24 protein-coding genes are annotated in these 24,088 nt (G+C 55.2%); 15 read left to right on the top strand and 9 right to left on the bottom strand.

The genetic code is table 11. The annotated features are described in order from the left end of the window. Nucleotides 1-119: 119 nt before the first annotated feature. Genes hemY through hemC form a run of 4 tightly spaced genes read right to left on the bottom strand, consistent with a single transcriptional unit; the run spans nt 120 to nt 4,227 of the window. Nucleotides 120-1,319: a protoheme IX biogenesis protein HemY gene (hemY, locus tag ACS603_RS18440; protein ID WP_182062946.1), complete on the bottom strand. Its 1,200-nt coding sequence runs from the start codon at nt 1,317-1,319 to the stop codon at nt 120-122. Between the two features lie 2 nt (nt 1,320-1,321). Beyond that, nucleotides 1,322-2,527, bottom strand: coding sequence for a uroporphyrinogen-III C-methyltransferase (hemX, locus tag ACS603_RS18435; RefSeq protein ID WP_474944692.1), 1,206 nt, complete (start codon nt 2,525-2,527; stop codon nt 1,322-1,324). 21 nt (nt 2,528-2,548) lie between these two features. After that, on the bottom strand, nt 2,549-3,289 hold the full coding sequence (gene hemD / locus ACS603_RS18430; protein WP_182062944.1) for a uroporphyrinogen-III synthase: 741 nt from the start codon (nt 3,287-3,289) through the stop codon (nt 2,549-2,551). Further along, entirely contained in the window at nt 3,286-4,227 is a 942-nt protein-coding gene (gene hemC / locus ACS603_RS18425; protein ID WP_182062943.1) for a hydroxymethylbilane synthase, read from the bottom strand. The genes hemD and hemC overlap by 4 nt, the downstream gene beginning before the upstream one ends. 349 nt (nt 4,228-4,576) lie before the next feature. Here hemC and cyaA point away from each other — a divergent pair, with 349 nt between their 5' ends. Beyond that, entirely contained in the window at nt 4,577-7,123 is a 2,547-nt protein-coding gene (gene cyaA, locus ACS603_RS18420) for a class I adenylate cyclase (RefSeq protein ID WP_182062942.1), read from the top strand. Between the two features lie 40 nt (nt 7,124-7,163). On the opposite strand, the gene cyaY is transcribed toward cyaA, so the two are convergent. Then, a complete protein-coding gene (gene cyaY / locus ACS603_RS18415; protein WP_166718561.1) occupies nt 7,164-7,484 on the bottom strand; it encodes an iron donor protein CyaY in 321 nt (106 codons plus the stop codon). A gap of 135 nt (nt 7,485-7,619) precedes the next feature. Here cyaY and lptM point away from each other — a divergent pair, with 135 nt between their 5' ends. The 8 genes from lptM (at nt 7,620) to corA (ending at nt 14,554) form a co-directional block, all read left to right on the top strand. Then, complete coding sequence (gene lptM / locus ACS603_RS18410) at nt 7,620-7,823, top strand: LPS translocon maturation chaperone LptM (protein WP_182062941.1); 204 nt, start codon at nt 7,620-7,622, stop codon at nt 7,821-7,823. 35 nt (nt 7,824-7,858) lie between these two features. After that, on the top strand, nt 7,859-8,683 hold the full coding sequence (gene dapF, locus ACS603_RS18405) for a diaminopimelate epimerase (protein ID WP_182063492.1): 825 nt from the start codon (nt 7,859-7,861) through the stop codon (nt 8,681-8,683). Continuing rightward, a complete protein-coding gene (locus ACS603_RS18400) occupies nt 8,680-9,387 on the top strand; it encodes a DUF484 domain-containing protein (RefSeq protein WP_182062940.1) in 708 nt (235 codons plus the stop codon). The genes dapF and ACS603_RS18400 overlap by 4 nt, the downstream gene beginning before the upstream one ends. Continuing rightward, on the top strand, nt 9,384-10,286 hold the full coding sequence (gene xerC / locus ACS603_RS18395; protein WP_014072274.1) for a tyrosine recombinase XerC: 903 nt from the start codon (nt 9,384-9,386) through the stop codon (nt 10,284-10,286). The genes ACS603_RS18400 and xerC overlap by 4 nt, the downstream gene beginning before the upstream one ends. Continuing rightward, nucleotides 10,286-11,002 (top strand): 5-amino-6-(5-phospho-D-ribitylamino)uracil phosphatase YigB, encoded by a 717-nt coding sequence (gene yigB, locus ACS603_RS18390; RefSeq protein WP_395676530.1) that lies wholly within the window; start codon nt 10,286-10,288, stop codon nt 11,000-11,002. The genes xerC and yigB overlap by 1 nt, the downstream gene beginning before the upstream one ends. Nucleotides 11,003-11,082: 80 nt before the next feature. Then, nucleotides 11,083-13,245 carry a DNA helicase II gene (gene uvrD, locus ACS603_RS18385; protein WP_474944691.1) on the top strand — a complete coding sequence of 721 codons (2,163 nt, stop codon included), beginning with the start codon at nt 11,083-11,085 and terminating at the stop codon, nt 13,243-13,245. Continuing rightward, a complete protein-coding gene (ysgD, locus tag ACS603_RS18380) occupies nt 13,206-13,451 on the top strand; it encodes a YsgD/CorL family protein (protein ID WP_409978112.1) in 246 nt (81 codons plus the stop codon). The genes uvrD and ysgD overlap by 40 nt, the downstream gene beginning before the upstream one ends. Before the next feature lie 152 nt (nt 13,452-13,603). Then, complete coding sequence (gene corA / locus ACS603_RS18375) at nt 13,604-14,554, top strand: magnesium/cobalt transporter CorA (RefSeq protein ID WP_315687263.1); 951 nt, start codon at nt 13,604-13,606, stop codon at nt 14,552-14,554. Nucleotides 14,555-14,597: 43 nt separating this feature from the next. Here the strand turns inward: corA and rarD are convergent, their stop codons facing one another. Both rarD and yigI read right to left on the bottom strand, forming a co-directional pair. Further along, entirely contained in the window at nt 14,598-15,494 is an 897-nt protein-coding gene (gene rarD, locus ACS603_RS18370; protein WP_182062936.1) for an EamA family transporter RarD, read from the bottom strand. Between the two features lie 51 nt (nt 15,495-15,545). Beyond that, nucleotides 15,546-16,013, bottom strand: a complete 468-nt coding sequence (gene yigI / locus ACS603_RS18365; protein ID WP_182062935.1) for an acyl-CoA thioesterase YigI — start codon at nt 16,011-16,013, stop codon at nt 15,546-15,548. 162 nt (nt 16,014-16,175) lie between these two features. Between yigI and pldA the strand changes: the two genes are divergently transcribed. The 3 genes from pldA to rhtC all read left to right on the top strand — a co-directional run bounded on the left by pldA (nt 16,176) and on the right by rhtC (nt 19,647). After that, nucleotides 16,176-17,045, top strand: a complete 870-nt coding sequence (pldA, locus tag ACS603_RS18360; protein WP_182062934.1) for a phospholipase A — start codon at nt 16,176-16,178, stop codon at nt 17,043-17,045. A 90-nt stretch (nt 17,046-17,135) separates the two neighbouring features. After that, nucleotides 17,136-18,965, top strand: a complete 1,830-nt coding sequence (gene recQ / locus ACS603_RS18355; protein ID WP_182063491.1) for an ATP-dependent DNA helicase RecQ — start codon at nt 17,136-17,138, stop codon at nt 18,963-18,965. 61 nt (nt 18,966-19,026) lie between these two features. Beyond that, the gene (gene rhtC / locus ACS603_RS18350) at nt 19,027-19,647 is read left to right on the top strand and encodes a threonine export protein RhtC (RefSeq protein WP_474944690.1); all 621 of its coding nucleotides are present in this window, start codon (nt 19,027-19,029) and stop codon (nt 19,645-19,647) included. Here the strand turns inward: rhtC and rhtB are convergent. After that, the gene (rhtB, locus tag ACS603_RS18345) at nt 19,644-20,264 is read right to left on the bottom strand and encodes a homoserine/homoserine lactone efflux protein (RefSeq protein WP_166718565.1); all 621 of its coding nucleotides are present in this window, start codon (nt 20,262-20,264) and stop codon (nt 19,644-19,646) included. The genes rhtC and rhtB overlap by 4 nt on opposite strands. 109 nt (nt 20,265-20,373) lie before the next feature. Between rhtB and pldB the strand changes: the two genes are divergently transcribed. The 3 genes from pldB (at nt 20,374) to ACS603_RS18330 (ending at nt 23,174) form a co-directional block, all read left to right on the top strand. Then, a complete protein-coding gene (pldB, locus tag ACS603_RS18340) occupies nt 20,374-21,366 on the top strand; it encodes a lysophospholipase L2 (RefSeq protein WP_182062933.1) in 993 nt (330 codons plus the stop codon). Between the two features lie 25 nt (nt 21,367-21,391). Further along, nucleotides 21,392-22,192 (top strand): sugar/pyridoxal phosphate phosphatase YigL, encoded by an 801-nt coding sequence (yigL, locus tag ACS603_RS18335; protein ID WP_182062932.1) that lies wholly within the window; start codon nt 21,392-21,394, stop codon nt 22,190-22,192. A gap of 82 nt (nt 22,193-22,274) precedes the next feature. After that, a complete protein-coding gene (locus ACS603_RS18330) occupies nt 22,275-23,174 on the top strand; it encodes a carboxylate/amino acid/amine transporter (protein ID WP_182062931.1) in 900 nt (299 codons plus the stop codon). Here the strand turns inward: ACS603_RS18330 and metR are convergent. Further along, nucleotides 23,062-24,015, bottom strand: a complete 954-nt coding sequence (gene metR, locus ACS603_RS18325) for an HTH-type transcriptional regulator MetR (protein WP_182062930.1) — start codon at nt 24,013-24,015, stop codon at nt 23,062-23,064. The two genes, ACS603_RS18330 and metR, sit on opposite strands and share 113 nt — an antisense overlap. Nucleotides 24,016-24,088: the final 73 nt, after the last annotated feature.

Raw genomic sequence — 24,088 nt, 5'->3', positions numbered from 1 at the left:
TGAAAAAAGGTTAATGAAAAGATGTCGTTACATTGGCGGGTTCATTTCCGGGTGAAGTTGCATTGAATGTAGCAGGAGATGAGCGATAAAAAAAGGAGGCCAACTGGCCTCCTGTTCTGTTACTGCTGATTCGCGTTGTTTTGCAAGGTTAACAGTAGCCCGTCGCGGCGCATGGCGGCCGCCTCTTCCGGTTTGTGGAGCTTGTCCAGCGTGTCGGCAAGCCAGGCGTAGTCAAACGCGTCAGGACGTTGTTTCAGCGCAGCACGGAAGGCGAGACTCGCCTCCTGCCATTCGCCGTGCTTCATCAGCGACTGACCCAGCGTGCTCCATAACAGCGGGCGGTCACCCACGGTTTTGATTTGCTGGCGTAGCACTTTTTCCAGCTGCTCTGGGTTGTTGGTTTTCAGGCGCGGGATCACCATCACCAGACGGTCGTCATACTGGCGTTTCAGGCCGTCGAGGAGGATCTCCTGGGCGGTGTCATGATCGTCACACTCAATCAGATGTTCAGCCATCGCCACTTGCAGCGGGATCTGCTGGCGTGTTTTACGGCTCTGATTCTTCCACCAGGTTTTCAGCCCATCGCTACCCAGATCGGCGCGCGCCTGATCCATCAGCCCAATCCATGCCTGGCGCTGAAGTTCATCACGATGTTCATCATCACCCACCTCTGCTTTCGCCATCGATGGGATGATATCCAGCAGCGAGCCCCATGCACCGGTACGAATATACGCCTGCTCGGCAAGACGCAACACTTCCGGGTGACGCGGGGTGATTTCCAGCAGGCGGTCAATACCATGACGCGCTGCGTGATTTTCATTACGCGCAAGTTGCAGGCGAACGCGGGTGATCTCAACCGGGATCTGATCGTTTGAAGCCAGCTCGGAAGCACGTTCAAGATGCTGATTCGCACGGGCTTCATCACCACGTTGCTGCGCCGCTTCTGCCGCCAGCAGGTAGTTCACCACCGGCTGCTCTGCATGATCGGCATTTTTCGACATCAGCTTTTCAACCTGCTGATAGTCACCTTCGGCGAGCTTAAGCAGGGCCTGCTCAGTCTGCTTGCGGGCGCGGCGGCGTTTACGACCGACAAACCAGCCGCGGGTATGTGCGCCGGTACGGAAAATGCGGCGAAGAACCCATTCAACGGCAAACAACACAACAACCGCGAGGATCAGGATGATCGCCAGACCGGTCACGCTGGTTTCGATGTTGTAGTTATCGGTCTGGATCAGGACATAACCCTGATGACCTGCAAGCATTGGCCCCAGGACGATCCCGGCGATCAACAGTAAGAAGAGTAATAACACTTTCAACATGACTACTCTCCCTGTGGCGCGTTTTCAGGCGCTGGCGCTGGTGCTGGTGCGGAGGCAGGAGCTTCGGCGTTAGACTCTGCCGGAACGCCTGGCTGTGCCAGTAAGTTACGCACACGCGTCTGCATCAGCTTTTCCAGAATCGGCTGGCTGGCAAGCTTATCCGGAACGTTCATGGTGATGTTCTGCTGGCTCAGCTTGTCGATATCATCGAGGAAAGCGGTGGTCGTCGCGTCATCGGTGTTGTAGTACGCGCGTACCCAGGTAGAGACATTATCCAGCGCCTGTTTGTACGTCTCTTCCTGGTGGCGCGGAACCGCCTGCGCGGCAACCAGCAGGCGAGAGCGAATGTTTTCGCGCAAATAGACGTCCTGGTTCGGTGCTAACAGCGGTACGGCGGTTTCATCGCGACGGCGGATGGTAATAAAGCTGTCCATAAAGTTCTGCCAGCTTTTTTGCAGGTTCACGCGCCATTCGCCGAGCGAGCTCGAAAGCTCGGTACCGTCGGAATCCATCGGGGAGTCGTCGTCGTTGTTATCCGCCAGTTGCAGGTTATCAATCTGGTTGGAGAGCTGATTGACCTTGAGGATAATGCCGTCGTAGTCGACCTGCGAAACGGCAGACAGGCTGGCGATATCTTCGGTAATGGCACGACGTGCGGAGATAAGGCTCGGGTCGTTCATGTCGGCAAGGCTGGCATCGGCGCTTTTCAGCAGCGCGGCGGCCGTGGTGACATCCTGATCGCTCCAGAGCTTACGCCCGGCCAGTTTCACCAGGAAATCGGCCTGCGAGAGCAACCATGTTTTGGCATCAGTACCGGAAATGGTGGCGACTTTTTGCTGCACTTCACTCAGCTGTTTGGTCAGCTCTTCTTGCTTGCTGTTCGCCTCGGAAAGTGCGGTAGCCTGCTGTTTGATAAAGCTTTCCAGCTCATCTTTTTGTGTTTCCTGCGTTTTTTGCAGGGCGGTGAGCTGATTAACCAGCGCATCGCTGGTGGCCGTCTGGTTGGTGCCTTGTTGTTTCACCAGGCCATACAGGCCAACACCAGCAGCCAGAGCAATAGCGATGGCAATTGCGCTTAGCACCACGCTGGTTTTATTGCTGCCGTTTTTCTTCTCAACGGTTTTCTCAGTCGTTTCTGACTGTGATGTGGTATCCACAGTCTCCCTGGTCTCTTCAACCACGGCGGAGGATTTTTCGTGTTCCGTCATTATGGCTTCCCATTATGAGAGTTATTGTAATGCGCGCAGCAGCGCATCGTTGTCGGCGTTATCAGCGATCCGAATATCTTGCCAGCCCAGTTCCCGGGCGTGGTTCGCCAGACGCTCGCTGACGACCAGAAGCCGACAGCGGAGTAACCAGTTTTCACGATACCAAAGCGGTATCAGCGACCAGAGCTGTTGCAGCATCTCACCACTGGTGACCACCAGGGTATCGACGCCGCGCATGTGCCAGCGCATCGCTTCTTCCGCACCATCATAATTTTTTGCATTGCGCTGATAGCATTCACAGAACGTGACGTCAGCACCGCGTTCACTTAAGGTCTCGCCAAGTAATTCACGCCCGCCGTTACCGCGTAAAATGAGCGCGCGCTTTCCGGCAATAGTTTGTAATTCAGGTAATTGTAGCAAGACTTCGCTAATTTCCCGATCTAACGGATAGCGAACATCTATTCCGCTTACGGTATGCAGTGCCAGCGCGGTGGTGCGCCCAATCGCGAAATAGCGCGGTGCTGTGGGCCAGTGCGATCCGGCCTGTTGCAGCTGAGCATGGGCAAACTCCACGGCATGTTGCGACAGGGCAAAAAGCAGATCGCCTTCCTGCAAGGTATTCATCTGGTCGGCGAGCGCAGACAGCTCCCGACCGGGGGAGAATTCAATCAACGGAAAACTCCAGGCCACCTGCCCCAGTGTGCGCAGACGGCTCACTAATTGTTCTCCTGCGGGAGAAGGGCGGGTGACAAGAATACTCATGCAGGGGGTTCTCCGTTGTATACGTCAGCCAGAATTTCACGGGCGCCGTTATTGAGCAACTCTTCCGCCAGCGAAACGCCAAGCTGTTCGGCATCTTGCGGCTTGCCGCGACGTTCGCCGCGAACCATCTGTGAGCCATCCGGTGCGCCAACCAGCGCGCGCAGCCACAGCTCGCCACCGGTTAATTCAGCATAGCTGCCAATTGGCACCTGACAGCCGCCTTCAAGACGGGTGTTCATCGCGCGCTCGGCTTTGACACGAATCGCGGTGTCGTCATGATTTAGCGGCGCAAGCAGCTCGCGTGTGCGCGCATCATCCAGACGACACTCAATCCCGACGGCACCCTGGCCAACTGCCGGCAGCGACAGTTCTGGCGGCAGCGCAACGCGGACGCGTGACTCCAGACCCAGGCGTTTCAGCCCTGCCACGGCGAGGATAATCGCATCGTAATCGCCGTTATCCAGCTTACTCAGGCGGGTGCCCACGTTGCCGCGAAGCGAACGAATCACCAGATCCGGGCGGCGTTCAGCCAGCTGGCACTGGCGGCGTAAACTTGACGTGCCAACCACGCTGCCTTGTGGCAACGCCTCGAGCGAGTCGTACTGGTTTGAAACAAATGCATCGCGCGGATCTTCGCGCTCGCAGATGGTCACCAGCCCTAAACCTTCCGGGAACTCAACGGGCACATCTTTCATCGAATGTACGGCGATATCGGCGCGGTTATCAAGCAATGCCAGCTCCAGCTCTTTGACAAACAAGCCTTTTCCGCCCACTTTGGCCAGTGGCGTATCAAGAATGACGTCACCGCGCGTAACCATTGGCACCAGCTCGACGCGCAAACCAGAATGGCAGGCTTCAAGGCGCTGCTTAACATAATGTGCCTGCCAGAGCGCAAGGGGGCTTTGGCGTGTGGCAATTCTCAAAACATTGTCTAACATGCTTGTTACCGTCATTATCAACCGTTGACCATCCTAACATTGTTGTCTCTGTGATGGCAGTTTTACGGTAGATGATGCAGAGAGGGACAGGGCGGCGTTATCGTCACCCGCAGCCGTATTCAGGAATTTACACGTACAGATTGATGCTACACTTTGTATGTAGCGCAACTTTCTTTACGGTCAATCGGCAAGGTGTTAAATTGATCACGTTTTAGACCATTTTTTCGTCGCTACTACCATAAAGATAAGGGCGAAAAAGGGTAACGGTTATCTTTTTGAAATACTGCGGGCTCGCCATTGTTCGATTTATGAATGGTTTGCGACACCTGCAAACATCAGGCGATACGTCTTGTACCTCTATATTGAGACTCTGAAACAGAGACTGGATGCCATAAATCAATTGCGTGTGGATCGCGCGCTTGCTGCCATGGGACCTGCTTTCCAACAGGTTTACAGTCTGCTGCCGACATTATTGCACTATCACCATCCGCTGATGCCGGGTTACCTCGACGGTAACGTTCCCCAGGGCATTTGCCTTTTCACGCCTGATGAAACCCAACAGCACTATCTGAACGAGCTGGAACTCTATCGTGGGATGCCGCCGCAGGAATCACCGAAAGGTGAGCTGCCGATAACCGGCGTTTACTCCATGGGCAGTACCTCATCGGTAGGGCAAAGCTGTTCGTCTGACCTGGATATCTGGGTCTGTCATCAATCCTGGCTTGATAACGAAGAGCGTCAGCTGTTGCAGCGTAAATGCAGCCTGCTGGAAAGCTGGGCGGCATCGCTCGGCGTGGAAGTGAGCTTCTTCCTGATTGATGAAAACCGTTTCCGTCATAACGAAAGTGGCAGTCTGGGTGGTGAGGACTGCGGCTCGACGCAGCACATTTTGTTGCTGGATGAATTCTACCGTACTGCCGTTCGTCTGGCCGGTAAGCGTATTCTGTGGAATATGGTGCCGTGTGAAGAAGAAGAGCATTACGACGATTACGTCATGTCGCTGTATGCGCAGGGCGTACTGACGCCAAACGAATGGCTGGATCTGGGCGGGCTGAGCTCCCTGTCGGCCGAAGAGTACTTTGGCGCGAGCCTGTGGCAGCTGTATAAAAGTATCGATTCCCCGTACAAAGCGGTGCTGAAAACGCTGCTGCTTGAAGCCTATTCCTGGGAATACCCAACGCCGCGCCTGCTGGCGAAAGATATCAAACAGCGTCTGCACGATGGTGAGATTGTCTCCTTCGGGCTTGATGCCTACTGCATGATGCTGGAACGCGTCACCGAATACCTGAAAGCCATTGATGACACCACGCGTCTGGATTTGGTGCGTCGATGTTTCTATCTTAAAGTCTGTGAAAAACTTAGCCGCGAACGCGCCTGCGTTGGCTGGCGCCGTGAAGTGGTCAGTCAGTTAGTTAAAGAGTGGGGATGGGACGAAGAACGTCTGTCTATGCTCGACAACCGCGCTAACTGGAAAATCGACCAGGTGCGTGAAGCGCACAACGAACTGCTCGATGCGATGATGCAAAGCTACCGTAATCTTATCCGCTTTGCGCGCCGTAATAACCTTAGTGTATCAGCCAGCCCACAGGATATCGGTGTGTTGACCCGTAAACTGTACGCCGCGTTTGAAGCGCTGCCGGGTAAAGTCACGCTGGTTAACCCGCAGATTTCGCCTGACCTGTCTGAACCGAATCTGACCTTTATCTATGTGCCGCCGGGCCGCGCGAACCGCACCGGATGGTATCTGTACAATCGTGCGCCAAGCATGGATTCGATAATCAGCCATCAGCCGCTGGAATATAACCGCTATCTAAACAAGTTGGTGGCCTGGGCCTGGTTTAACGGCCTGCTGACCTCGCGCACCCGGTTGTTTATTAAAGGTAACGAGGTAGTCGATTTAGCAAAATTGCAGGAGATGGTCGCTGACGTTTCGCACCACTTCCCGCTGCGTCTGCCTGCGCCGACGCCGAAAGCGCTCTACAGTCCGTGTGAGATTCGCCATCTGGCGATTATCGTCAACCTGGAATACGACCCGACGGCGGCCTTCCGCAATCAGGTGGTCCATTTTGATTTCCGCAAGCTGGATGTCTTTAGTTTTGGTGAGCAGCAAAATTGCCTGGTTGGTAGCGTTGACCTGCTGTATCGCAACTCGTGGAACGAAGTGCGTACCCTGCACTTCAACGGCGAGCAGGCGATGATCGAAGCGCTGAAAACGATTCTCGGCAAGATGCACCAGGATGCCGCACCACCGGACAGCGTGGAAGTGTTCTGCTACAGCCAGCATCTTCGTGGTTTGATCCGTACCCGTGTACAGCAGCTGGTTTCTGAGTGTATTGAACTGCGTCTTTCCAGTACTCGCCAGGAAACCGGGCGCTTTAAAGCACTGCGCGTCTCCGGCCAGACCTGGGGCTTGTTCTTTGAACGCCTGAACGTGTCGGTACAGAAACTGGAAAACGCCATCGAGTTCTACGGCGCGATTTCGCACAACAAGCTGCATGGCCTGTCCGTGCAGGTCGAAACCAACCATGTCAAACTGCCGCAGGTGGTGGATGGTTTTGCCAGTGAAGGGATTATTCAGTTCTTCTTCGAAGAGTCGGGTGATGACGCCGGTTTCAACATCTACATTCTGGATGAAACCAACCGCGCTGAGGTTTATCACCACTGTGAAGGCAGCAAAGAAGAGCTGGTACGCGATGTCAGCCGCTTCTACTCGTCGTCTCACGACCGATTCACCTACGGCTCAAGCTTTATTAACTTCAACCTGCCGCAGTTCTACCAGATTGTGAATGTGGATGGCCGCACACAGGTGATCCCGTTCCGCACTCAGGCCATTGCGCCAGCAGTGCCAGCCAGCCAGGACGCAACGACACCGCTGTTGCAGCAGTATTTTTCCTGAGCCTTGTCGCCGGGTGGCGTTACGCTTACCCGGCCATAAACTACCTGAAACTGACTTCTTCACCCGCCTGTGCGGTCGCCGCCTGCTCCAGCAAATCCCAGAACGTTTCACCGCTACGGTCACAAACCCATTCGCCCTCTTTGAGATCGAAATGGTAGCCGCCCTGCTTGGCTGCCAGCCAGACCTGGTGAAGCGGCTCCTGACGGTTAATAATAATTTTACTGCCGTTTTCGAAGCTTAGGGTCAGGATACCGCCATTGATTTCACAATCGATATCGCTGTCGCCCTCCCAGTCGTCAAGACGCTCTTCGATAGTCATCCACAGGTTGTCGGCAAGGCGATGAAATTCACTGTCGTTCATGGTTTTGTTCCTGTTTTTCGTGATGCCGGCAGTATAACGCTAAATAATTCCCGTTGCAGGAAAGCGGCAAACTCTTGCTTTTGTGTCTTCTCCTGCGATGATAGAAACAGATTTGAACTTACGGGCAACTTTATAATGAAAAACGTTTTCCGAACGCTTGCCGTTCTCATCACGCTGTTTAGCCTGACCGGCTGCGGGTTGAAGGGACCACTGTACTTCCCGCCAGCGGATAAAACCGCGCCACCGCCGACGAAACCAGTACAAAGCACCATCGAGTCCTCTTCGCCGACGACTAACGATCGCGGTGATAATGGCGGCCCGACTCAGGTTAATTTCTGATAATTACGTTCTGTACCCGCGCAATGGAGCAAATGATGCAGTTCTCTAAAATGCATGGCCTTGGCAACGATTTTATGGTCGTCGACGCGGTAACGCAGAATGTCTTTTTCTCACCCGATCTGATCCGTCGTCTGGCGGACCGACATTTGGGCGTGGGGTTTGATCAACTGCTGGTGGTTGAGCCACCCTACGATCCTGACCTCGATTTTCACTACCGCATTTTTAATGCCGACGGTAGTGAAGTGTCGCAGTGTGGTAACGGCGCGCGCTGCTTTGCCCGCTTTGTTCGCCTGAAAGGGCTGACCAACAAGCGTGATATTCGTGTGAGCACGGCGAACGGACGCATGATCCTGAGCGTTACCGACGATGAGCTGGTTCGCGTGAATATGGGTGAGCCTAACTTTGAGCCATCCGCCGTGCCGTTTCGCGCTAACAAAGCGGAAAAGACCTATATTATGCGTGCGGCCGAGCAGACAGTATTGTGCGGCGTTGTCTCTCTGGGCAACCCACACTGCGTGATTCAGGTCGATAATGTTGATACCGCCGCAGTTGAAACACTTGGTCCGGTGCTGGAAAGCCACGAGCGTTTCCCTGAGCGTGCGAATATTGGCTTTATGCAGGTGGTAAAACGCGAACACATCCGTCTGCGTGTTTATGAACGCGGCGCGGGTGAAACCCAGGCCTGCGGAAGCGGTGCCTGTGCGGCTGTTGCGGTCGGTATCTCTCAGGGGTTACTGGCAGAAGAGGTTCGCGTGGAGTTACCAGGCGGTCGTCTTGATATCGCCTGGAAAGGACCGGGTCATCCACTCTATATGACTGGCCCGGCGGCACATGTCTATGACGGGTTTATCCATCTATGAAACAACCAGGGGAAGAACTTCAGGCATCAGAAACGGAACTGGACGACAGAGCTGTTATTGATTACCTGCTGCGCAATCCTGAGTTTTTTATCCGCAATGCACGCGTTGTCGAACAGATGCGCGTGCCCCATCCGGTGCGTGAATCTGTGTCGCTGGTCGAATGGCACATGGCACGCTCGCGTAACCATATCAATCAGCTCGAAGAGAACATGACGCTGCTGATGGAGCAGGCAAGTAACAACGAAAGCCTGTTCTATCGCTTGCTGCATCTGCAAGCGCGTCTGGCCTCTGCGCACAGCCTCGACGAGTTTCTCAGCCGCTTCCATCGCTGGGCGCGTGAACTGGGGCTGGCAGGCGCAACGATCCGCCTCTTCCCTGACCGCTGGCGCATCGGCGCGCCGTCCGGCTTTACCCATCTGGCGCTAAACCGTCAGGCGTTTGAACCGCTGCGCATTCAGCGTCTTGGCCACGAGAATCACTATCTTGGGCCGCTGAACGGACCTGAGCTGCTGGTGGTTTTGCCAGAGGCCAAAGCCATTGGTTCGGTGGCGATGTCGCTGATGGGGCGCGATGGCGATTTAGGCGTGATGTTGTTCACCAGCCGTGACGCGCACCATTATGAGCAAGGGCAGGGGACACACCTGTTGCAGGAGCTGGCGCTCATGTTGCCTGAGCTACTGGAGCGCTGGATTGAACGGGTATGACGGACGTATTGCTCTCGACTGACGTCACGCGCTTTCTGCGTTATCTGGGCGTTGAGCGTCAGCTAAGCCCGATTACGCTGCTCAACTATCAGCGTCAGCTTGATGCCATCATGCAGATTGCCGAAGAAATCGGCCTGAAAAGCTGGCAACAATGTGACGCTGCTACCGTGCGAGCCTTTGTGGTGCGTAGCCGCCGCAAGGGGCTAAGCCCGGCGAGCCTTGCGCTCAGACTTTCTGCGCTGCGCAGTTTCTTCGACTGGCTGGTCAGCCAGGGTGGCCTGAAAGCCAATCCGGCAAAAGGGATCGCCACGCCAAAAGCTCCTCGTCATCTGCCCAAGAATATCGATGTAGACGATGTAAACCGCCTGCTGGATATCGATCTTAACGATCCGCTGGCCGTGCGCGATCGCGCCATGCTGGAAGTGATGTACGGTGCCGGGCTGCGTCTTTCTGAGCTGGTGAACCTCGATTTAAAACATCTCGATCTTGATACCGGTGAAGTGTGGGTAATGGGTAAGGGCAGCAAAGAGCGCCGCTTACCGATTGGCCGCAATGCGGTGTCCTGGATTGAGCACTGGCTGGATCTGCGCGGTCTGTTTGGCGCAGAGGAAAACGCCCTGTTTTTGTCGAAGCTCGGCAAGCGCATTTCGGCGCGAAACGTGCAGAAACGCTTTGCGGAGTGGGGCATTAAGCAAGGGCTTAACAGCCATGTTCACCCGCACAAGCTGCGCCACTCATTTGCCACCCACATGCTTGAATCGAGCGGTGATTTACGCGGCGTGCAGGAGCTGTTAGGTCACGCCAACTTATCGACCACTCAAATCTATACCCACCTTGATTTTCAACACCTTGCCTCGGTGTACGACGCGGCGCATCCACGCGCCAAACGGGGGAAATAATGCGTTTTTACCGCCCATTAGGTCAGATTTCAGCCCTGACGTTTGATCTTGATGACACCCTTTATGACAACCACCCGGTTATCTTGCGCACTGAGCAGGAGTCGCTGGCGTTTGTGCAGAACTACCATCCTGCCCTGAAAGAGATGCAGAACAAAGACTTCCAGCGTCTGCGTCAGGCTCTTCGGGAAACCGAGCCGGATATTTATCACGATGTCACTGAGTGGCGTCGCCGTGCGGTGGAGCAGGCGATGTTAAATGTTGGCATGAGTGCGCACGATGCCGCCATTGGCGCCGAAGCGGCGATGGAAAACTTCGCGAAATGGCGTAGCCGTATCGATGTACCGCAGGAAACCCACAACACCCTGAAAGCGCTTGCTGAAAAGTGGCCGCTGGTGGCGATCACCAACGGCAATGCGCAACCTGAACTCTTTGGCCTCGGCGACTATTTTGAATTCGTGCTGCGCGCAGGCCCGCACGGACGCGCTAAGCCGTTCAACGATATGTACCACCTGGCGGCGGAAAAACTCGACCTGCCGACAGGCGAGATCCTGCACGTGGGCGATGATCTGACCACGGACGTTGCCGGGGCGATCCGCTGCGGGATGCAGGCCTGCTGGATCAAGCCAGAAAAGGCCGATCTGATGCAGACCCAGGACAGTCGGCTGTTGCCACACATAGAAATTTCACGGTTGGCATCCCTCACCACGCTGATATAATCACCAATAATATTGTATAAATTACCAGGGTTTTGGCGAATGCATGACCTTCGCCTGCCTGACATTACCTGGCGGTGCCAATGGACGTTTCCTACCTTCTCGACAGCCTTAATGACAAACAGCGTGACGCGGTTGCCGCATCGCGTACTAACCTGCTGGTTCTGGCTGGGGCGGGCAGTGGTAAGACGCGCGTTCTGGTGCACCGTATCGCGTGGCTGCAAAGCGTTGAAAACTGCTCACCGTATTCCATTATGGCGGTGACGTTCACCAACAAAGCAGCGGCAGAGATGCGTCACCGTATTGCGCAGCTGATGGGCACCAGCCAGGGCGGTATGTGGGTGGGCACCTTCCACGGTCTGGCACACCGTTTGCTGCGCGCGCATCATATGGACGCCAACCTGCCGCAGGACTTCCAGATCCTCGACAGCGAAGACCAGCTGCGTTTACTGAAACGCCTGATCAAGGCGATGAACCTCGATGAGAAACAGTGGCCGCCGCGTCAGGCCATGTGGTACATCAACGGTCAAAAAGACGAAGGGCTGCGCCCGCACCATATTCAGAGCTTTGGCAACCCGGTCGAGCAGACCTGGCAGAACGTGTATAAGGCCTACCAGGAAGCCTGCGATCGCGCCGGTCTGGTGGACTTTGCCGAACTGCTTCTGCGAGCACATGAGCTGTGGCTGAATAAGCCGCATATTCTCCAGCATTACCGCGAACGATTTACCAATATCCTGGTGGACGAATTCCAGGATACCAACAACATTCAATATGCCTGGATCCGGATGCTGGCTGGCGATACCGGCAAGGTGATGATCGTCGGCGATGATGACCAGTCTATCTACGGCTGGCGTGGCGCGCAGGTGGAAAACATCCAGCGCTTCCTCAATGACTTCCCTGGCGCAGAAACCATTCGTCTGGAGCAGAACTACCGTTCGACCAGCAACATTCTGAGCGCGGCGAACGCCCTGATTGAGAACAACAACGGGCGCCTGGGCAAAAAGCTGTGGACCGAGGGCGTCGATGGCGAGCCAATCTCCCTCTACTGCGCCTTTAACGAACTCGATGAAGCGCGCTTTGTGGTTAACCGCATCAAAACCTGGCAGGACAACGGCGGTGCGCTGGAGCAGTGTGCCATTCTCTACCGCAGCAACGCCCAGTCGCGTGTGCTGGAAGAGGCGTTGTTGCAGGTGAGTATGCCGTACCGGATTTATGGCGGGATGCGCTTCTTTGAACGCCAGGAAATTAAAGATGCGCTCTCGTATCTGCGTCTTATGGCCAACCGTAACGACGATGCGGCCTTCGAGCGTGTGGTGAATACTCCAACGCGCGGCATTGGTGACAGAACGCTGGACGTAGTGCGTCAGGCATCCCGCGATCGCCAGCTCACGCTTTGGCAGGCTTGTCGTGAGCTGTTGCAGGAAAAAGCCCTCGCCGGACGTGCCGCCAGCGCGTTGCAGCGCTTCCTTGAACTGATTGACGCTCTCGCGCAGGAAACAGCGGACATGCCGCTGCATGTTCAGACTGACCGGGTTATCAAAGATTCCGGCCTGTGGATGATGTACGAGCAGGAAAAAGGCGAGAAGGGCCAGACCCGTATTGAGAACTTAGAGGAACTGGTCACGGCAACGCGCCAGTTCAGCTACAACGAAGAAGACGAAGACCTGATGCCGCTCCAGGCATTCCTTTCCCACGCCGCGCTGGAAGCCGGTGAAGGGCAGGCGGATACCTGGCAGGATGCGGTGCAGCTGATGACTCTGCACTCCGCCAAAGGGCTGGAGTTCCCGCAGGTGTTTATCGTCGGGATGGAAGAAGGGATGTTCCCGAGCCAGATGTCGCTGGATGAAGGTGGACGTCTGGAAGAGGAACGCCGTCTGGCATACGTGGGAGTCACCCGCGCCATGCAAAAACTGACGTTAACCTACGCCGAAACCCGCCGTCTGTATGGCAAAGAGGTCTATCACCGTCCATCACGCTTTATCGGTGAACTGCCGGAAGAGTGTGTGGAAGAGGTACGCCTGCGCGCCAGTGTCAGCCGTCCTGTCAGCCATCAGCGCCTGGGTACGCCGATGTCGGAAAATGACACCGGTTACAAGCTCGGCCAGCGCGTGCGTCATGCAAAATTTGGTGAAGGTACCATTGTGAACCTTGAAGGCAGCGGCGAGCATAGCCGGTTGCAGGTGGCATTCCAGGGGCAGGGGATCAAATGGCTGGTGGCCGCCTATGCCCGACTGGAAACTGTGTAACTTTCAGAAAAATATCATTATTTTGTAATAATCTGCTAGTCTTATACGTTGAAGGTCAATTAATGCCCTTCAGCGTTTCGTTGCGTGTTGACGCCACTGTTACTGCTGGCGTAACATGCGCGCACGATTACGCTAAGAGGACATTCGCCTTGGACACACCCAGTAGATACTGGCTCAATTCCCTGTCAACCAGGAACAACTCCTAAGGCTATCTCCTCTTGCTGATGGCCTTAGTGGTTGTCAGCGACCTGTATTATTTCCCGTCGCACTGAGTCAGGCTGTTTAATGGTCTGAAACCCAATTTGTTTCTGTGTGCCCACCGAACTGTCCGATATTTTTTGCATTGGGAGTCCCGGTCATGTTGAGCGCATTTCAACTCGAAAATAACCGACTGATTCGGCTTGAAGCCGAAGAGTCGCAGCCCCTCATTGATGCTGTATGGGTGGATCTGGTCGAGCCGGACGACGATGAGCGCCTTCGCGTACAATCCGAGCTGGGGCAAAGCCTGGCAACCCGTCCAGAACTGGAAGACATCGAAGCATCGGCCCGTTTTTTTGAAGACGAAGACGGCCTGCACATTCACTCCTTTTTCTTCTTTGAAGATGCCGAAGATCACGCCGGTAACTCAACCGTGGCATTCACCATCCGCGACGGTCGCCTGTTTACCCTGCGTGAGCGCGAGTTACCTGCGTTTCGTCTCTACCGAATGCGCGCCCGTAGCCAGGCAATGGTTGACGGAAACGCCTACGAGCTGCTTCTCGATTTGTTTGAAACCAAAATCGAACAGCTGGCGGATGAGATCGAAAACATCTACAGCGATCTGGAAAAGCTGAGTCGCGTGATCATGGAAGGCCATCAGGGTGATGAGTATGACGAAGCCCTTTCCACGCTGGCGGAGCTGGAAGATATCGGCTGGAAGGTGCGTTTGTGTCTGATGGATACCCAGCGCGCGCTGAACTTCCTGGTGCGTAAAGCGCGTCTGCCGGGCGGGCAGCTGGAGCAGGCGCGTGAGATCCTGCGCGATATCGAATCCCTGCTGCCGCACAACGAATCCCTGTTCCAGAAGGTCAACTTCCTGATGCAGGCGGCAATGGGCTTTATCAATATCGAGCAGAACCGCATCATCAAGATCTTCTCGGTGGTATCTGTGGTGTTCCTGCCACCTACGCTTGTGGCATCAAGCTACGGGATGAACTTTGAGTTTATGCCGGAGCTGAGATGGAGCTTTGGTTATCCTGGGGCGATTATCTTTATGATCCTCGCCGGGCTTGCGCCGTATCTGTACTTTAAGCGTCGCAACTGGCTGTAAAAATCAGGCGGGTGGCGCTGCGCTTACCCGCCCTACAAAACACCTACATCCCTCTGCGGGTCCTGCGCTGGGTATAAATCGCATCTGCGACGAATACCGCCAGTGCGACCCAGATAAACGCGAAGGTTACCATCTTGTCCGCGCCTGGCACTTCGCCGTAAAACACCACTGCCAGCACGAACATCAGCGTTGGGCCAATATACTGGAAGAAGCCCAGCGTAGAGAGACGCAGGCGCGTTGCCGCCCCGGTGAAGCACAGCAGTGGAATGGTTGTCACCACACCGGCGGCCATCAGCATCAGATTCAGCGACCACGGGTTGTTGCCCATATGGCTGGTCGCGCTGTCGGCAATGCCAAACAGATAAATTGCGGCCACTGGCAGAAGCCACAGGGTTTCGAACAACATGCCTGTTTGCGCTTCAACGGCGATTTTCTTACGCACCAGCCCGTAGAACGCAAAGCTGAATGCCAGCCCCAGGGCGATAATCGGCAGTGACCCAAAGGTCCACAGTTGCACCAGCACGCCGCAGAACGCCAGAATCACCGCCAGCCACTGCATACGGCGGAAGCGTTCGCCGAGGAAAATCATCCCCAGTACAATGTTCACCAGCGGGTTAATAAAATACCCAAGGCTTGCTTCGAGCATATGATGGTTATTCACCGCCCAGATAAACAGCAGCCAGTTGCCACCAATCAGCACCGCAGAGAGCGCCAGCAGGAAGACCTTCTTCGGGGTTTTGAGCAGCGTTTTGACGCCTGACCACTGACGGCTGATGCTCATCAGGGCAATCATAAAGAAGAAGGACCAGATTACGCGGTGAGTGAGGATCTCATCAGCCGGTACATAAGCGATAAGCTTGAAATACGCCGGAGCGACACCCCAAATAAAATAAGCGGCCAGAGCGAGTAACACGCCCTGCCGCGTCTGTTTAGCATCCATCGGGAAAATCCGTTACAAAAAAGTGAACTAACTTTACCCGATTTTGCTGCATCAACCCACCATATAAGTGGCGGTTGCGCTGGCGATATAGACCTGTTCTTCGTTATGCAGTTCGACACGGGCGACGGCGACTTTGTTGCCTGCGCGCAACAGGCTGCTGGTGCAGGTAAAGCGATTTCCCCGGCCAGGGCGCAGATAGTCGACACGTAAGTCGATGGTACCCATGCGTGATAAACGCTGGCGTAATTCGTCTTCGTTGATGGTGTCATGACGCGTCAGCGTGCTGCCGACACAGACCAGCCCCGCTGCTACGTCCAGTGCAGAAGCAATCACACCGCCATGCAAAATGCTTTGCGCCCAGTTACCCACCATCATCGGCTGATTATTGAAGCTGAGCTGGGCAAAGTCTTTCTCGTAGCGTTCCAGTTCCAGCCCCAGCGCGCGGTTAAACGGCATGTGGTAAACAAAGATTTCGCCCACGAGTTTTAAAGCATCTTCGGCGGTTAGCGTGGCTGACATGAGAAATGACGTCCTTATTGTTAATAAAATGTTGATTTTATGCCTCAACAATAAGGAATTCCACTTTCAGAAACGAGGAGGCGGAAGTTAGTGCGGAAGTCTGTAGAATGTCCGCCACATAACTATTCATGAAATCTCAATATTTGCAGGAGAACACCACCGATGCGGACGTATCTGGGTTGGTTACTGGCGGCGGTTTCGCTGCCCCTCACAGCATATGCGCAGGAAGCGACTGTTAATGAAGTACACGATACGCCAGCCGTTCGCGGCAGCATTATCGCTAACTTACTTCAGGAGCATGACAATCCGTTCACGCTCTACCCGTATGACACCAACTATTTGCTCTACACCTGGACCAGCGATATCAACAAAGAGGCGATTAAGTCTTACAACTGGTCTGATAATGCGCGCAAAGATGAGGTGAAGTACCAGCTCAGCCTGGCATTCCCGTTCTGGCGCGGTATTTTGGGGCCAAACTCGGTGCTGGGTGCGTCCTATACGCAAAAATCCTGGTGGCAGCTTTCAAACAGCGGCGAGTCCTCACCGTTTCGTGAAACCAACTATGAACCGCAGCTGTTCCTCGGTTTCGCGACGGATTACGAATTTGCAGGCTGGACGCTACGCGACGTGGAGATGGGCTTTAACCACGACTCCAACGGCCGCGCCGACCCCACTTCACGCAGCTGGAACCGCCTTTATACCCGCCTGATGGCGCAAAACGGTAACTGGATGGTGGAAGTTAAGCCGTGGTACGTGGTGGGCGCTACGGACGACAACCCGGATATCACCAAATACATGGGTTACTACCAGCTCAAAATTGGTTACCAGTTAGGCGATGCGGTGCTGAGCGCGAAGGGACAGTACAACTGGAATACCGGCTACGGCGGCGCGGAAGTAGGCCTGAGCTATCCGGTGAGCAAGCATGTGCGTCTTTACACGCAGGTATACAGTGGTTACGGCGAGTCGCTTATCGATTACAACTTCAATCAAACCCGCGTCGGTGTGGGCGTAATGCTGAATGATATTTTCTAGGCTGCTCGAATGTTTTTGCGTTAAACGTTGAAGTTTCTCTCTCAGGCGCTGAAAATAGCGCCTGTTTTATTTCTGGCAAATGGGGTTAACGTGGCGCAGGCGGAAGTATTGAATCAGGAATCGCTGGCTAAACAGGTTCTGCACGAAACCTTTGGCTACCAGCAGTTCCGCCCTGGCCAGGAAACCATCATTGAAACCGTGCTGGAAGGTCGCGATTGCCTGGTGGTGATGCCGACCGGCGGCGGGAAATCGCTCTGTTATCAGGTGCCCGCTCTGGTGCTTGATGGCCTCACGGTCGTGGTCTCTCCCCTTATTTCGTTGATGAAAGATCAGGTAGATCAACTGCTTGCCAACGGCGTAGCAGCGGCCTGTATCAACTCTACGCAGACCCGCGAGCAGCAGCAGGAAGTGATGGCTGGTTGCCGTACCGGGCAGATTCGGTTGCTGTATATCGCACCCGAGCGTCTGATGCTGGATAACTTCCTCGATCACCTTGCGCACTGGAACCCGGTGTTGCTGGCGGTAGACGAAGCGCACTGTATCTCGCAGTGGGGGCACGATTTCCGCCCGGAATATGCCGCGCTCGGTCAGCTGCGTCAGCGCTTCCCTGAGCTGCCGTTTATGGCGCTCACCGCCACGGCGGATGATACAACGCGTCTTGATATCGTTCGTCTGCTGGGGCTAAACGATCCGTTTATCCAGGTCAGCAGCTTCGACCGCCCCAACATCCGCTACATGCTGATGGAAAAGTTCAAGCCGCTGGATCAGCTCTTGCGTTACGTGCAGGAGCAGCGCGGTAAGTCCGGCATTATTTACTGCAACAGCCGCGCAAAAGTGGAAGATACCGCCGCGCGTCTGCAAAACCGTGGCTTTAGCGCTGCGGCCTATCATGCCGGGTTAGAAAACCACATCCGCGCCGACGTGCAGGAGAAATTCCAGCGCGATGACCTGCAAATCGTGGTCGCCACGGTAGCATTCGGGATGGGGATTAATAAACCCAACGTGCGCTTTGTGGTGCACTTCGACATCCCGCGTAATATCGAATCCTACTACCAGGAAACTGGCCGTGCCGGGCGTGATGGCCTGCCAGCAGAAGCCATGCTGTTCTACGATCCGGCGGATATGGCCTGGCTGCGCCGCTGCCTGGAAGAGAAACCGCAGGGTCAGTTGCAGGATATCGAGCGCCACAAGCTCAACGCGATGGGGGCCTTTGCTGAAGCGCAAACCTGTCGTCGTCTGGTGCTGCTCAACTATTTTGGTGAAGGCCGTCAGGAGTCCTGCGGTAACTGCGATATCTGCCTTGATCCGCCAAAGCAGTACGATGGCCTGATGGATGCGCGTAAGGCGCTCTCGACTATCTATCGCGTTAATCAGCGCTTCGGGATGGGCTACGTGGTGGAAGTGCTGCGTGGCGCGAACAACCAGCGCATTCGCGATATGGGCCATGACAAGCTGCCCGTTTACGGTATCGGCAAAGAGCAGAGCCACGAGCACTGGGTCAGTATTATCCGCCAGCTTATTCATCTGGGGTTTGCCACCCAGAATATTGCCCAGCACTCTGCGCTTCAGCTTACCGAAGCGGCGCGTCCGGTGCTGCGCGGTGATATCGAACTGAAGCTCGCCGTTCCGCGCGTTATCGCGCTCAAGCCGCGGGTGATGCAGAAATCCTACGGCGGCAACTATGACCGCAAGCTGTTTGCCAAACTGCGCAAGCTGCGTAAAGCCATCGCGGATGAAGAGAATATCCCACCGTACGTGGTCTTCAACGACGCGACGTTGATTGAGATGGCCGAACAAATGCCGCTGAGCGCCAGCGAGATGCTCAGCGTCAACGGCGTTGGCACACGTAAGCTCGAGCGCTTTGGTAAGGAGTTTATGGCGCTTATCCGCTCTCACGCCGACGGTGATGATGAGGAGTAGTCAGCCGGGCTAAAAAGTGCCAGGATGGTGACACACTGAATTATTTCCCCGCGAGTTAATTATGTTAATGCTATTTCTCACCGTGGCGTTAGTGCACATCGTTGCGCTGATGAGCCCGGGCCCTGACTTTTTCTTCGTGTCACAAACAGCCGTCAGCCGCTCCCGCAAAGAGGCGATGATGGGTGTGCTCGGTATTACCATGGGCGTTATGATCTGGGCGGCGGTGGCGCTGCTGGGCCTGAACTTGATCCTCGCGAAAATGGCCTGGCTGCATAACATCATTATGGTCGGTGGTGGCCTGTATCTGTGCTGGATGGGTTATCAGATGCTGCGCGGGGCGCTGAAGAAAGAAGAGAAAAAACCGGAAGAGCCAAAAGTCGAGCTGGCAACCGGTGGCCGCAGCTTTGTGAAAGGGCTGCTGACGAATCTGGCAAACCCGAAAGCAATTATCTATTTCGGCTCCGTGTTCTCCCTGTTTGTGGGAGATAGCGTGGGCGCAGGTGCACGTTGGGGTATCTTCCTGCTGATCGTCGTTGAGACGTTCGCCTGGTTTACTATCGTTGCGAGCCTGTTCGCCTTACCGGCGATGCGCCGTGGGTATCAGCGCGTTGCGAAGTGGATAGACGGATTTGCCGGTGCGTTGTTCACCGGCTTCGGCATTCATCTCATCATTTCTCGCTAAGCATGACGCGCTGACGCAAGCAGCGCGCCAACCAGCATAAACAGCGAACCAAACACTTTATTCAGGGCCTTCATTTGCTTAGGCCCTTTAATCCACGCCGCAATCCGCTGCGCCAGCGTCGCGTAACCAATCATCACAATGATATCGACAATGATGGTGGTCGCTCCGAGCACCACGTACTGCATCACCTGCGGCTGGTGCGGCACGATAAACTGCGGGAACAGGGCTGCAAGGAAGACGATACTTTTCGGGTTCGTCAGGTTCACAAACACTGCGCGCTTAAACAGACGTCCACGCGTTTGCGCTTGCGCAAGGGTGTTCAGGTTGATGGAGCCTGCCGCGCGCCACTGCTGAATACCGAGCCAAATCAGGTACGCCGCACCGGCCCATTTCAGCACTTCGAACGCCAGCACCGAGCGGGAAAACAGTGTCCCCAGGCCGATACCGACCAGCACGATGTGAATGCCCAGCCCGGTCTGCAAACCGGCAATGGATGCCGCCGCACCACGATAGCCGTGGTTGATCGAAGTGGTCATGGTGTTAATCGCGCCAGAGCCTGGTGAAAGGCTGAGGATGATGGATGTCAGCAGGTAAGCGAACCACCACTCGAAGGTCATTTGAAACTCCCGAATCGTCTGTTTTTATGCCACAATACGCTATTGTTGAGTCATTTTGTGACCTGTCACGAAAAAACGATATTCCTTGGCTTACAGGGGTGGAAACCCGATGTTTCAGCAGAAAAAGGATTGGGAAACTCGAGAAAACGCATTTGCTGCTTTCTCTATGGGCCCACTTACCAACTTCTGGCGTCAGCGTGAAGAGGCCGGATTTACCGGAGTGGGCAATGTTCCTGTACGCTTTGTTCGTTTTCGGGCTGAAAAAAACGATCGTGTCATTGTGGTTTGCCCTGGTCGCATAGAGAGTTACGTCAAATATGCCGAACTGGCGTATGACCTGTTCCACAGTGGTTTTGACGTGCTGATTATTGACCATCGCGGGCAGGGGCTTTCCGGGCGAATGCTGTCGGACACCCACCGTGGTCACGTAGATAATTTCAGTGATTATGTCGACGACCTTGCGGCATTCTGGCAGCAGGAAGTGCAGCCCGGCCCCTGGCGGAAACGCTATATTCTCGCGCATTCAATGGGTGGTGCCATTGCCACGCTGTTCTTGCAGCGCCATTCGCATCAATGTGATGCCATTGCGCTCAGCGCGCCCATGTTTGGCATCGTGATGCGTTTTCCTGACTGGATGGTACGACATATTCTCGACTGGGCTGAGGGCCATCAGCGTATTCGGGAAGGTTATGCTATCGGAACAGGACGCTGGCGCGCGCTGCCGTATGCCATGAACGTGCTGACCCACAGTCGACAGCGATACCGTCGTAACCTGCGTTTTTATGCCGATGAACCGCGTTTACGCGTTGGCGGCCCCACCTATCACTGGGTGCGGGAAGGCATTCTTGCCGGTGAGCAGGCGCTGGCGGGTGCTGGTGATGACAGCACGCCGACATTACTGCTTCAGGCGGAAGAAGAGCGTGTGGTTGATAACCGTATGCATGACCGCTTTTGTGAACTGCGTGCCGCCGCTGGTCACCCTTGTGAAGGGGGTAAACCGTGGGTCATAAACGGTGCGTACCATGAGATCCTTTTCGAAAAGGACACCATGCGCTCAGTCGCGCTCAACGCCATTGTCGAATTTTTCGACAGGCATAACTGATTTTCTATTGAGGTTAAATTTCCCTATGTACCAGGTTGTTGCATCTGACTTAGATGGCACGCTGCTTTCCCCCGATCACACCTTATCGCCTTTTGCGAAAGAAACCCTGAAGCTCCTGACTGCCCGTGGCGTGAACTTCGTGTTTGCCACCGGTCGCCACCACGTGGACGTGGGGCAGATCCGCGATAACCTGGGCATCAAAGCCTACATGATCACCTCCAACGGTGCGCGCGTACACGACACCGATGGCAACCTGATTTTCACGCATAACCTTGACCGGGATATCGCCACCGATCTGTTCGGCGTGGAGCACAACAACCCGGACATCGTGACCAACGTGTATCGCGATGATGAGTGGTTTATGAACCGCCATCGCCCGGACGAAATGCGTTTCTTCAAAGAGGCCGTGTTCAACTACACCCTGTATGAGCCAGGCCTGCTGGAGCCGGAAGGGATCAGCAAGGTGTTCTTCACCTGTGAAAGCCACGAAGAGCTGCTCCCGCTGGAGCAGGCGATCAACGCCCGCTGGGGTGACCGTGTTAACGTCAGCTTCTCTACGCTGACCTGCCTGGAAGTGATGGCCGGTGGCGTCTCGAAAGGTCACGCGCTGGAAGCGGTGGCACAACGTATGGGCTTTGAACTGAAAGACTGCATCGCCTTCGGCGACGGCATGAACGATGCGGAAATGCTCTCGATGGCGGGTAAAGGCTGCATCATGGAGAACGCGCACCAGCGTCTGAAGGATCTGCACCCGGAACTGGAAGTGATCGGTTCTAATGCCGACAACGCCGTGCCGAATTATCTGCGCAAGCTGTTCCTTGAATAATCTTCATTTGGTTGTTTATTGCTCAGTTGTCAACTAAAGAGTTCGCTACAATGCCTGTCCTTCTTTCAGAGAGACAAGCATTGTGGCGCTACTCATTATCACCACTATTCTGTGGGCCTTCTCCTTTAGCCTGATTGGCGAATACCTTGCGGGTTCGGTGGACAGTTACTTCTCAGTGCTGATGCGCGTGGGGCTGGCGGCGCTGGTATTCCTGCCGTTTCTGCGTACGCGTGGCCAATCGCTGAAAACCATTCTGCTGTACATGCTGGTGGGGGCAATGCAGCTCGGTATCATGTATCTGTTCAGCTTCCGCGCTTACGTTTACCTGTCGGTATCCGAATTCCTGCTGTTTACCGTGTTCACACCGCTCTATATCACGCTGATTTACGATCTGCTGAGTAAGCGTCGCCTGCGTTGGGGCTATGCGCTGAGCGCGCTGCTGGCGGTTGTCGGTGCGGCGATCATTCGCTACGACAAAGTGAGCGACCACTTCTGGACCGGTCTGATGTTTGTGCAGCTGGCCAACATCAGTTTCGCCATTGGCATGGTGGGTTACAAACGCCTGATGGAAACCCGTCCGATGCCGCAGCATAACGCCTTTGCCTGGTTTTATATGGGGGCGGCTATTGTTGCCGTGGCGGCGTGGTTTATGCTCGGCAACCCGCAAAAGCTACCGACCACTTCCGTGCAGTGGGGCGTTCTGGTCTGGCTGGGCGTGGTGGCCTCAGGGCTGGGATACTTCATGTGGAATTACGGCGCTACGCAGGTAGACGCCGGTACGCTGGGGATCATGAACAACGTGCATGTGCCTGCGGGTTTGCTGGTCAACCTGGCTATCTGGCAGGAGCAACCGCACTGGCCGAGCTTTATTATTGGGGGAACGGTGATCCTGGCTTCGCTGTGGGTACATCGCCGTTGGGTCGCTCCGCGCTCCGCACAAACGGAAGATGGTCGCACGCGTGGTTCCGCGCTGAACGAATAAACGCTTCTGTAATCGGTTGACGTTGCTCGCCATCGCGCACGGCAGCGTACAGCCGGCTCCACAGTCCTTCACCCAGGGTTTTGGTCACCACCAGGCCCTGGCGTTCAAAACTCTCCACTACCCAGTGCGGCAGTGCCGCAAGACCCATTCTGGCGGCAACCATCTGAATTAACAGCAAGGTGTTATCCACGCTTTTCAGCTGCGGGTTAATGCCTGCAGGTTGCAGGAAGTGACGCCAGATATCCAGGCGACTGCGTTGTACCGGGTAAATCAGCAGCGTTTCCGTGGCCAGATCTTCCGGCGTGATGCGTGTTTTAGCGGCCAGCGGATGATCCGGTGCCAGCACCAGGCGCACTTCATAATCAAACATTGGCGAGTAGTGCAGGCCGCTGCGCGGAAGGATGTCTGAGGTCATGACCAGATCCAGCTCGCCCTGCTGGAGCGAGGGCTGTGGGTCAAATGTCACGCCGGATTTAAAGTCCATCTCCACCTGCGGCCACTTCTGGCGGAAGTTCTCAAGCGCGGGGGTCAGCCACTGTATACAGCTATGACACTCAATGGCGATGCGCAATTTTGTCTGCTGCGGTTCGTTGCAGGACTGCAACGCGCTGGCAATTTGCGGCAGCACCTGATTTGCCAGTTGCAGCAAAATCTCACCCTGCGGGGTAAAGCGCAGCGGCTGACTCTTACGCACAAAAAGACGGAAACCGAGGCGTTGTTCCAGATCGCTGAACTGGTGTGAAAGGGCAGACTGGGTCTGGTGCAGCGTGGCCGCAGCCGCTGCGAGAGAACCGCAGTTCCGCAACGCTTGTAGCGTTTTCAGGTGTTTTATCTCGATCATGAAAGTCCTTCACTTCGGCATGAACATTTTGCGCTTGAGGAATATACAGTACCTGCCAATTATAGAAGTGTAA

It is taken from the genome of Enterobacter sp. Li2LvB3 (assembly GCF_056156645.1).
The sequence above is the reverse complement of the archived record's forward strand: the minus strand, read 5'-3'. Positions and strand labels throughout refer to the sequence as shown.

Bases quoted from the DNA above. Each gene is read 5' to 3' on its own strand.
- hemC (WP_182062943.1), bottom strand. From the start codon at position 4,227: ATGTTAGACAATGTTTTGAGAATTGCCACACGCCAAAGCCCCCTTGCG.
- cyaY (WP_166718561.1), bottom strand. From the start codon at position 7,484: ATGAACGACAGTGAATTTCATCGCCTTGCCGACAACCTGTGGATGACT.
- hemD (WP_182062944.1), bottom strand. From the start codon at position 3,289: ATGAGTATTCTTGTCACCCGCCCTTCTCCCGCAGGAGAACAATTAGTG.
- rhtC (WP_474944690.1), top strand. From the start codon at position 19,027: ATGTTAATGCTATTTCTCACCGTGGCGTTAGTGCACATCGTTGCGCTG.
- rarD (WP_182062936.1), bottom strand. From the start codon at position 15,494: ATGGATGCTAAACAGACGCGGCAGGGCGTGTTACTCGCTCTGGCCGCT.
- hemX (WP_474944692.1), bottom strand. From the start codon at position 2,527: ATGACGGAACACGAAAAATCCTCCGCCGTGGTTGAAGAGACCAGGGAG.
- pldB (WP_182062933.1), top strand. From the start codon at position 20,374: ATGTTTCAGCAGAAAAAGGATTGGGAAACTCGAGAAAACGCATTTGCT.
- lptM (WP_182062941.1), top strand. From the start codon at position 7,620: ATGAAAAACGTTTTCCGAACGCTTGCCGTTCTCATCACGCTGTTTAGC.
- metR (WP_182062930.1), bottom strand. From the start codon at position 24,015: ATGATCGAGATAAAACACCTGAAAACGCTACAAGCGTTGCGGAACTGC.
- yigL (WP_182062932.1), top strand. From the start codon at position 21,392: ATGTACCAGGTTGTTGCATCTGACTTAGATGGCACGCTGCTTTCCCCC.
- rhtB (WP_166718565.1), bottom strand. From the start codon at position 20,264: ATGACCTTCGAGTGGTGGTTCGCTTACCTGCTGACATCCATCATCCTC.
- yigI (WP_182062935.1), bottom strand. From the start codon at position 16,013: ATGTCAGCCACGCTAACCGCCGAAGATGCTTTAAAACTCGTGGGCGAA.
- corA (WP_315687263.1), top strand. From the start codon at position 13,604: ATGTTGAGCGCATTTCAACTCGAAAATAACCGACTGATTCGGCTTGAA.
- dapF (WP_182063492.1), top strand. From the start codon at position 7,859: ATGCAGTTCTCTAAAATGCATGGCCTTGGCAACGATTTTATGGTCGTC.
- ysgD (WP_409978112.1), top strand. From the start codon at position 13,206: ATGGCTGGTGGCCGCCTATGCCCGACTGGAAACTGTGTAACTTTCAGA.
- pldA (WP_182062934.1), top strand. From the start codon at position 16,176: ATGCGGACGTATCTGGGTTGGTTACTGGCGGCGGTTTCGCTGCCCCTC.
- yigB (WP_395676530.1), top strand. From the start codon at position 10,286: ATGCGTTTTTACCGCCCATTAGGTCAGATTTCAGCCCTGACGTTTGAT.
- hemY (WP_182062946.1), bottom strand. From the start codon at position 1,319: ATGTTGAAAGTGTTATTACTCTTCTTACTGTTGATCGCCGGGATCGTC.
- uvrD (WP_474944691.1), top strand. From the start codon at position 11,083: ATGGACGTTTCCTACCTTCTCGACAGCCTTAATGACAAACAGCGTGAC.
- ACS603_RS18400 (WP_182062940.1), top strand. From the start codon at position 8,680: ATGAAACAACCAGGGGAAGAACTTCAGGCATCAGAAACGGAACTGGAC.
- xerC (WP_014072274.1), top strand. From the start codon at position 9,384: ATGACGGACGTATTGCTCTCGACTGACGTCACGCGCTTTCTGCGTTAT.